Raw genomic sequence first — 7,930 nt, 5'->3', positions numbered from 1 at the left:
CGCGCGCCGCGGCGCGAGCGTCGCCGGTGATTCCGGCGACGCCCCCAACGAACTGGCGCAACGCATTTCGGCGATCGCCGATTTCGTGTCCAAACGGCTGGCCGGCGATTACCAGGTCGATGAATTCGGCTTCGATCCGATGTTCAACAACGCACTCGTCCTGCCTTTGCTGCGCTTCTTCTTCCAGAATTGGTTCCGGGTCGAGGTCAGCGGTATCGAGAACCTGCCCGAAGACGGGGCCGGCCTGGTGGTGGCCAACCACGCCGGGACGTTGCCCTTCGACGGGCTGATGCTGTCGGTCGCGGTGCACGACCACCACCCGAAGAACCGGGACCTGCGGTTGCTGGCCGCCGACATGGTCTTCGACATGCCGATGATGGGCCCGATCGCTCGCAAGGCAGGCCACACGATGGCCTCCACCGTCGATGCCCACCGGCTGCTGGTCGGCGGCGAGCTGACCGCGGTGTTCCCCGAGGGCTACAAGGGCCTGGGCAAGCACTTCCGGGATCGTTACAAGCTGCAGCGGTTCGGCCGCGGCGGGTTCGTCTCGGCGGCGCTGCGCACCAAGGCGCCGATCATCCCGTGCTCGATCGTCGGGTCCGAGGAGATCTATCCGATGATCGCCGACGTCAAGCTGCTCGCACGGGTGCTGGGGCTGCCGTACTTCCCGATCACCCCGCTGTTCCCGCTGGCCGGCCCGGCCGGGCTGATGCCACTTCCGTCCAAGTGGCACATCGCGTTCGGTGAGCCGATCGAGACGGCCGACTACGACGACACCGCGGCCGACGACCCGATGGTCACCTTCGACCTCACCGATCAGGTGCGCGAGACCATCCAGCAGACGCTGTACCAGTTGCTGACCAAGCGCCGCAACACGTTCTTGGGCTGAGCGGCCCGGGTCAGCGCTAGGTTTGCCTGCCCAGTGCCGCCGCGGCGATCGCCGCGACCTGAGCGTTGGTTTCCTCGTCGCCGCCGGCTTCGCCGATCATGGTGACGACTGTGGTCATCACCGGTTGACCTTCTTCGTCGGTGACTTCGCTGCGCAATTCACTGATCACCGTGCCGTGCGATTCGATCACCGAATCCAGCCACGAATCGAAGAACAATTTGTCGCCCGCCACGATCGGCCGGTGAAAAAGGATTTTCTGATCGCGATGAATGACCCGGGCGATATTGATGCCGACGTCGAAGTTGCGGAAGATGTCCAGCTGCACCTGGCGGCCCGGGATCGCGATGAACGTCAGTGGCGCCACCACGTCGCGGTAGCCGGCGGCACGGGCCGCCTCCTCGCTGTAGTGCAGCGGGTCGTCGGACTGGATCGCCTTGGCGTACTCGCGGATCTTCTCCCGGCCGACCAGGTAGTAGTCCGGATAGCGGTAGTGGGTTCCGATGATGTCGCTGGCGATTGACACCCGGGGAGCCTATCAGCGGCTATCCGGTGCCCTCGCCGTCGACTGTGGGCGGTGTGCACCGATTTCGGTCGTTACGCGTGCACAGGGCCCACACTCGGGGCCGGCGATCAGTGCTCGTGCCGGCGTGACACGGCCGCGGCGAGTGCCCCGCCGATCGCGCCGAGCGCCAGCGCCGAGGGCACCCCGATGCGGGCCGCCTTGCGCGCGGTCCGGAAATCGCGGATCTCCCAGCCCCGTTCGCGCGCCAGCTCGCGCAGGTCGGCGTCGGGATTGATGGCGACCGCCGTGCCGACCAACGACAGCATGGGCACGTCGTTGTAGCTGTCGGAGTAGGCGGTGCAGCGCTTGAGGTTGAGCCCCTCGCGGACGGCGAGCTGCCGCACCGCGTGCGCCTTACCGACCCCGTGCAGGATGTCGCCGACCAGCCGGCCGGTGAACACCCCGTTCTCGGACTCCGCGACGGTCCCCAGCGCCCCGGTGAAGCCCAGTCGCCGGGCGATGGTGTCGGCCAACTCGAAGGGCGTGGCGGTGACCAGCCACACCTGCTGGCCGGCATCCAGGTGCATCTGGGCCAGCGCCCGGGTGCCCGGCCAGATCTTGTCGGCGATGATGTCGTCGTAGATCTCCTCGCCGACCGCGATCAGCTCGGCGGTCGAGCGGCCCTCGATGAAGGCCAGCGCCTTGCGTCTGCCCTCGGCGACGTCGTCGCTGTTCTCCCGGCCGGTGAGCTGGAACTTGGCCTGCGCGTAGATGAACTTGGCCATGTCGGCGTAGGTGAAGTACTTACGCGCGGCCAGACCGCGCCCGAAGTGCACCAGCGACGAGCCCTGTACCAGGGTGTTGTCCACGTCGAAGAAGGCCGCCGCGGTGAGATCGGCGGGCGGCGGTGGCGGCGGCTCGGTCACCGGCGGGCCTGGCTCGCGCCGCGCGGCGATGCTGGCGTCGCGGGCGACGGCGCTGGCCTGCTCGGCGACCAACTCGTCGACGGCCCGTTCGGCGCTGGCGTCACCCGCCTGCTCCTGGTCGTGGTCCCCGGGCCCCATGTCCTAACCCTAACTGCGACACTTGCTCGGGTGAGCCGCGCACACGTCGAGCTGTTGACCCGAGCCGGATGCAGCATCTGCCAGCAGGTCTACCACCGGCTGGAGGAGCTGGCCGCCGAGCTCGACTTCGAGCTGTCCGCCACCGATGTCGACGCCGCGGCCGCCGCCGGCGACGCCACGCGCAGAGCCGAATTCGGCGACCGGCTGCCGGTCGTGTTGCTCGACGGCCGCGAGCACAGTTACTGGGACGTCGACGTGCCGAGGTTGCGAAGCGATCTCGCCCTCGGCCGCACGGCCATCGACGACGAGGCATGAACGACCGCCGGAATTTGGCCAGCCGCCTGCGCAGCGTTTACCGTGGAAGTAAGTTTCACTAACGGAGCATTCCGTGACAGCGAGGGAGCGGGCCAGGTGATCGTGCCGTGAGCGTGCTGCTGTTCGGAGTTTCGCATCGGAGCGCTCCGGTTTCGGTGCTCGAGCAGCTGTCCACCGATGAATCCGACCAGCTCAAGATCATCGATCGGATGTTGCAGTCGCCGCTGGTGACCGAGGCCATGGTGCTGTCTACCTGCAACCGGGTCGAGGTCTACGCGGTGGTCGACGCCTTCCACGGCGGACTGTCGGCGATCGGCCAGGTGCTGGCCGAGCACTCCGGGATGTCGATGGGCGATCTGACCAAGTACGCCTACGTCCGCTACAGCGAGGCCGCCGTCGAGCACCTGTTCGCCGTCGCCAGCGGCCTGGACAGCGCGGTGATCGGCGAGCAGCAGGTGCTCGGCCAGGTCCGTCGCGCCTACGCCACCGCTGAGAACAACAAGACCGTCGGCCGGGTCCTGCACGACCTGGCCCAGCGCGCGCTGTCGGTGGGCAAGCGCGTGCACTCCGAGACGGCGATCGACGCCGCCGGCGCCAGCGTGGTGTCCGTCGCCCTGGACATCGCGGGTTCGCGGTTGACCGGGCTGGGCGGGCGCACCGCCACCGTCGTCGGCGCCGGGTCGATGGGCGGCCTTTCGGTCGCGCACCTGCTGCGCGCCGGTATCACCCACATCGACGTCGTCAACCGCTCGCTGCCGCGCGCCGAGCGCCTCGCCGAGAACATCCGCGCGCAGGGGGCTACCGCGCAGGCGCTGACCCTCGACCAGTTGCCGATCGCGCTGGCCGCCGCCGACGTGGTGGTCAGCTGTACCGGGGCGGTCCGTCCGGTGGTCTCGCTGGCCGACGTGCACCACGCACTGGCCAGCGCCCGCCGCGCCGAGACCGCCGCTGAGCTGGTGCTCTGCGACCTCGGGATGCCCCGCGACATCGACCCCGCGGTGGCCGGGCTGCCCGGTGTGTCGGTCATCGACATGGACCGGGTCCAGCGCGAGCCGTCGGCCCGGGCCGCGGCCACCGACGCCGAAGCCGCCCGCCAGATCGTCGCCACCGAGGTTGCCAGTTACCTCGCCGGGCAGCGGATGTCGGAGGTCACCCCGACCGTCACCGCCCTTCGTCAGCGCGCCGCCGACGTCGTCGAGGCCGAGTTGTTGCGGCTGGACAACCGGCTGCCGGGCCTGGATGACGCCCAGCGCGACGAGGTCGCCCGCACGGTCCGCCGGGTGGTCGACAAGCTGCTGCACGCCCCGACCGTGCGGGTCAAGCAGCTGGCCAGCGCCCCGGGTGGGGACAGCTATGCCGAGGCGTTGCGGGAACTGTTCGAACTCGATCCGCAGGCCGTCGACGCCGTTGCCGCAGGTGAATTGCCTCTGCCGGCAACGGAGTTCGACCAAGGCCGAGCCGACGGTGCCGGGTAGCACGGTTGGCCGGCAGTAGCGACTCGGTAATCCGGATCGGCACCCGGGGTAGCCTGCTGGCGACCACCCAGGCCGGGACCATCAGAGACCAACTCGTCGAGCGCGGGCAGCGCGCCGAACTGGTCATCATCAGCACCGAGGGTGATCGCTCGGACGCGCCCGTCGCCGAGATCGGGGTGGGAGTCTTCACCGCCGCGCTGCGCGAGGCGATCGCCGACGGCCGCGTCGACATGGCCGTGCACTCGTACAAGGATTTGCCGACTGCTCCCGACGCCCGCTTCGTGATCGCCGCGATCCCGCGCCGGGAGGACGCCCGCGACGCGTTGGTGGCCCGCGACGGCCTGGTGCTGGGGGAGTTGCCGGCGGGCTCGGTGATCGGCACGAGCTCTGTGCGACGGGCGGCACAGCTTAGAGCACTGGGTCTCGGTTTGGAAATCCGCCCCCTAAGAGGCAACCTAGATACCAGGTTGAACAGGGTAAGCAGTGGTGATCTCGACGCCATCGTGGTTGCCCGGGCGGGCCTGGCCCGCCTCGGACGACTCGGCGATGTCACCGAGACGCTGGAGCCGGTGCAGATGTTGCCAGCGCCGGCTCAAGGTGCGCTCGCGGTCGAGTGCCGCGCCGGCGACACCGAGCTCGTGGCGCTGTTGGGAGAGCTGGACGATCCCGACACCCGCGCCGCGGTCACTGCCGAGCGAACCCTGCTGGCCGAACTGGAGGCGGGCTGTTCCGCACCGGTGGGCGCGATCGCCGAAGTGGTCGAGTCCATCGATGACGACGGCCGCGTCTTCGACGAGCTGTCACTGCGCGCATGCGTGGCGGCGGCAGACGGATCCGACGTGATTCGTGCGTCCGGTATCGGCGCCCCCGGCCGGTCCGCAGAGCTCGGGCTCGCGGTGGCCGCGGAGTTGTTCGAGCTCGGTGCGCGCGAGGTCATGTCGGTACAGACTCCGCAATTAGAGCGGTAGAGCGGGAGTGAAGCGATGACTGGTCAGGTGAGCGGTCGGGGACGTAAGGCGAAGCCGGGACACATCACGTTCGTCGGCTCGGGTCCCGGTGACCCCAATCTGCTGACGACACGCGCTCGCACCGTCTTGGCCAACGCCGCCCTGGTGTTCACCGACCCGGACGTGCCGCAGGCCGTGCTGGGTGTGGTCGGCACCGATCTGCCGCCCGCCGTCGGCCCGGCCCCGGCGCCGGACGGCGCCCCCGCCGACGGCCACGACGAGACCGCTCCGCCGGTCGTCTCCGTCGGCCCCGACATCCGTCCCGCCCTGGGTGATCCGGCCGAGGTCGCCAAGACGCTGGTCGCCGAGGCCAAGGCTGGTTTCGACGTGGTGCGCCTGATCGCCGGCGATCCGCTGTCGATCGACTCGGTCATCACCGAGGTGAACGCGGTGGCCCGGGCGCACGCCGAATTCGAGATCGTGCCCGGCCTGCCCGCCACCAGCGCGGTGCCGACCTATGCCGGTCTGCCGCTGGGCTCCGCGCACACCGTCGCCGACGTGCGCGGCGAGGTCGACTGGGCGGCGCTGGCCGCCGCTCCCGGCCCGCTGATCCTGACCGCGAGCGCCTCACACCTGCCCGAGGCCGCCCGCACCCTGATCGAGTACGGCCTGGCCGAGACGACCCCCTGTGTGGTCACCTCCAACGGCACCACCTGTGCCCAGCGGTCGGTCGAGACCACGCTGCACGGGCTGATCGATCGCGCGACGCTGGCCTGCAACAGTGATCCGGCCGGTCCGCTCACCGGCACCCTGGTGGCCACCATCGGCAAGACGGTGGCGCACCGGGCGAAGCTGAACTGGTGGGAGAGCCGGGCGCTGTACGGCTGGACCGTGCTGGTGCCGCGGACCAAGGACCAGGCCGGCGAGATGAGCGAGAAGCTGGTCGGCCATGGTGCGCTGCCCATCGAGGTGCCCACCATCGCCGTCGAGCCGCCCCGCAGCCCGGCCCAGATGGAAAGGGCCGTCAAGGGTTTGGTCGACGGCCGCTACCAGTGGGTGGTGTTCACCTCGACCAACGCGGTGCGCGCGGTGTGGGAGAAGTTCGGCGAGTTCGGTCTGGACGCCCGGGCGTTCTCCGGCGTGAAGATCGCCTGCGTGGGTGAGTCCACCGCAGACCGGGTACGTGCTTTCGGGGTGAGCCCGGAACTGGTCCCGTCCGGTGAGCAGTCCTCGCTGGGCCTGCTCGACGAATTCCCGGAGTACGACAGCATTTTCGATCCGGTCAACCGGGTGTTGCTGCCGCGCGCCGACATCGCCACCGAGACGCTGGCCGAGGGGCTGCGCGATCGTGGCTGGGAGATCGAGGACGTCACCGCCTACCGGACCGTGCGCGCGGCGCCGCCGCCGGCCGAGACGCGCGAGATGATCAAGACCGGCGGCTTCGACGCAGTGTGCTTCACCTCCAGCTCGACGGTGCGCAATCTGGTCGGCATCGCCGGCAAGCCGCACGCCCGCACGATCGTGGCGTGCATCGGCCCGAAGACCGCGGAGACCGCCGCCGAGTTCGGCCTCCGGGTCGACGTCCAGCCCGAGACGGCCGCGGTCGGGCCGCTGGTCGACGCGCTGGCCGAGCACGCCGCCCGGCTGCGTGCCGAGGGCGCGTTGCCGCCGCCGCGCAAAAAGAGCCGACGCCGCTAGGGGCGTGGCGTGACCTTTCCTAGACAACGTCCGCGCAGGTTGCGCTCCACCCCGGCGCTGCGCCGCCTCGTCGCCGAAACAGCCTTGGAGCCAAGGCATTTGGTGTTGCCCATGTTCGTCGCCGACGGGATCGACGAGCCTCGGGAGATCGCCTCGATGCCGGGGGTGTACCAGCACACCCGCGATTCGTTGCGTCAGGCCGCCCACCAGGCCGTGGCAGCCGGCGTGGGCGGATTGATGCTGTTCGGGGTTCCGCAGGAGTCGGACAAGGATGCCCTGGGGTCCTGCGGGGTGGATCCCGACGGGATCCTCAACGTGGCCCTGCGCGACCTGGCCAAGGACCTCGGTGACGACACCGTGCTGATGGCCGACACCTGCCTCGACGAGTTCACCGACCACGGACATTGCGGCGTGCTCGACGCCCGCGGCCGAGTCGACAATGACGCCACCAACGCGCAGTACGTCAGGCTTGCGGTGGCGCAGGCGGAATCGGGTGCCCGGGTGGTCGGGCCCAGCGGCATGATGGACGGTCAGGTGGCGGCCATCCGGGACGGCCTCGATGCGGCCGGGTTCAGCGACGTGCTGATCCTCGCGTACGCGGCCAAGTTCGCCTCGGCGTTCTACGGCCCGTTCCGGGACGCCGTCGGCTCCAGCCTGCAGGGCGATCGGCGGACCTACCAGCAGGACAGCGGCAACGCCCGGGAAGCGTTGCGCGAGATCGCGCTCGACCTCGACGAGGGCGCCGACATCGTCATGGTCAAACCCGCCATGGCCTACCTGGACATCGTGCGCGCGGCCGCCGACGTCTCGCCGGTACCGGTTGCTGCCTACCAGGTATCAGGGGAGTACGCGATGATCAGCGCCGCTGCGGCGAACGGGTGGATCGACGGTCGCGCCGCTGCGCTGGAGTCGCTGACCAGCATCCGGCGGGCCGGCGCCGACATCGTGCTGACCTACTGGGCTGCCGACGTCGCGGGCTGGTTGGCGTGAGCGACGCTTGCGAGGTGGCGGCGTGAGCGACGCTTGCGGAGCGAACCATG

General features: G+C 69.7%; 8 protein-coding genes. 6 read left to right on the top strand and 2 right to left on the bottom strand.

The features are described 5' to 3' along the window. Positions 1-889: lysophospholipid acyltransferase family protein (locus MSZK_RS06970; RefSeq protein WP_233211148.1), on the top strand; the 889-nt coding region annotated here is incomplete at its 5' end. A gap of 16 nt (positions 890-905) precedes the next feature. Here the strand turns inward: MSZK_RS06970 and MSZK_RS06965 are convergent. Both MSZK_RS06965 and MSZK_RS06960 read right to left on the bottom strand, forming a co-directional pair. Next, on the bottom strand, positions 906-1,412 hold the full coding sequence (locus tag MSZK_RS06965; RefSeq protein WP_099246215.1) for a MaoC family dehydratase N-terminal domain-containing protein: 507 nt from the start codon (positions 1,410-1,412) through the stop codon (positions 906-908). A 107-nt stretch (positions 1,413-1,519) separates the two neighbouring features. Then, complete coding sequence (locus MSZK_RS06960) at positions 1,520-2,455, bottom strand: HAD family phosphatase (protein ID WP_099246213.1); 936 nt, start codon at positions 2,453-2,455, stop codon at positions 1,520-1,522. Between the two features lie 30 nt (positions 2,456-2,485). On the opposite strand from MSZK_RS06960, the gene MSZK_RS06955 reads away from it, so the two are divergent. The 5 genes from MSZK_RS06955 to hemB all read left to right on the top strand — a co-directional run bounded on the left by MSZK_RS06955 (position 2,486) and on the right by hemB (position 7,880). Beyond that, positions 2,486-2,770 (top strand): glutaredoxin family protein, encoded by a 285-nt coding sequence (locus MSZK_RS06955; RefSeq protein ID WP_099246211.1) that lies wholly within the window; start codon positions 2,486-2,488, stop codon positions 2,768-2,770. Positions 2,771-2,877: 107 nt separating this feature from the next. Further along, the gene (locus MSZK_RS06950; RefSeq protein ID WP_099246209.1) at positions 2,878-4,245 is read left to right on the top strand and encodes a glutamyl-tRNA reductase; all 1,368 of its coding nucleotides are present in this window, start codon (positions 2,878-2,880) and stop codon (positions 4,243-4,245) included. 5 nt (positions 4,246-4,250) lie between these two features. Next, positions 4,251-5,213 (top strand): hydroxymethylbilane synthase, encoded by a 963-nt coding sequence (gene hemC / locus MSZK_RS06945; RefSeq protein ID WP_099246207.1) that lies wholly within the window; start codon positions 4,251-4,253, stop codon positions 5,211-5,213. A 15-nt stretch (positions 5,214-5,228) separates the two neighbouring features. Then, positions 5,229-6,890: a bifunctional uroporphyrinogen-III C-methyltransferase/uroporphyrinogen-III synthase gene (locus MSZK_RS06940; protein ID WP_099246205.1), complete on the top strand. Its 1,662-nt coding sequence runs from the start codon at positions 5,229-5,231 to the stop codon at positions 6,888-6,890. A gap of 9 nt (positions 6,891-6,899) precedes the next feature. Further along, positions 6,900-7,880, top strand: coding sequence for a porphobilinogen synthase (gene hemB / locus MSZK_RS06935; RefSeq protein WP_099246203.1), 981 nt, complete (start codon positions 6,900-6,902; stop codon positions 7,878-7,880). Positions 7,881-7,930: the final 50 nt, after the last annotated feature.

This window comes from Mycobacterium sp. shizuoka-1, from assembly GCF_002723835.1.
Classification (GTDB): domain Bacteria; phylum Actinomycetota; class Actinomycetes; order Mycobacteriales; family Mycobacteriaceae; genus Mycobacterium.
This window is presented reverse-complemented; position numbering and strand designations above follow the sequence as displayed.

Excerpts from the sequence above, each read along its gene's own strand:
- MSZK_RS06960 (WP_099246213.1), bottom strand. The coding sequence starts at position 2,455 with ATGGGGCCCGGGGACCACGACCAGGAGCAGGCGGGTGACGCCAGCGCC.
- MSZK_RS06940 (WP_099246205.1), top strand. The coding sequence starts at position 5,229 with ATGACTGGTCAGGTGAGCGGTCGGGGACGTAAGGCGAAGCCGGGACAC.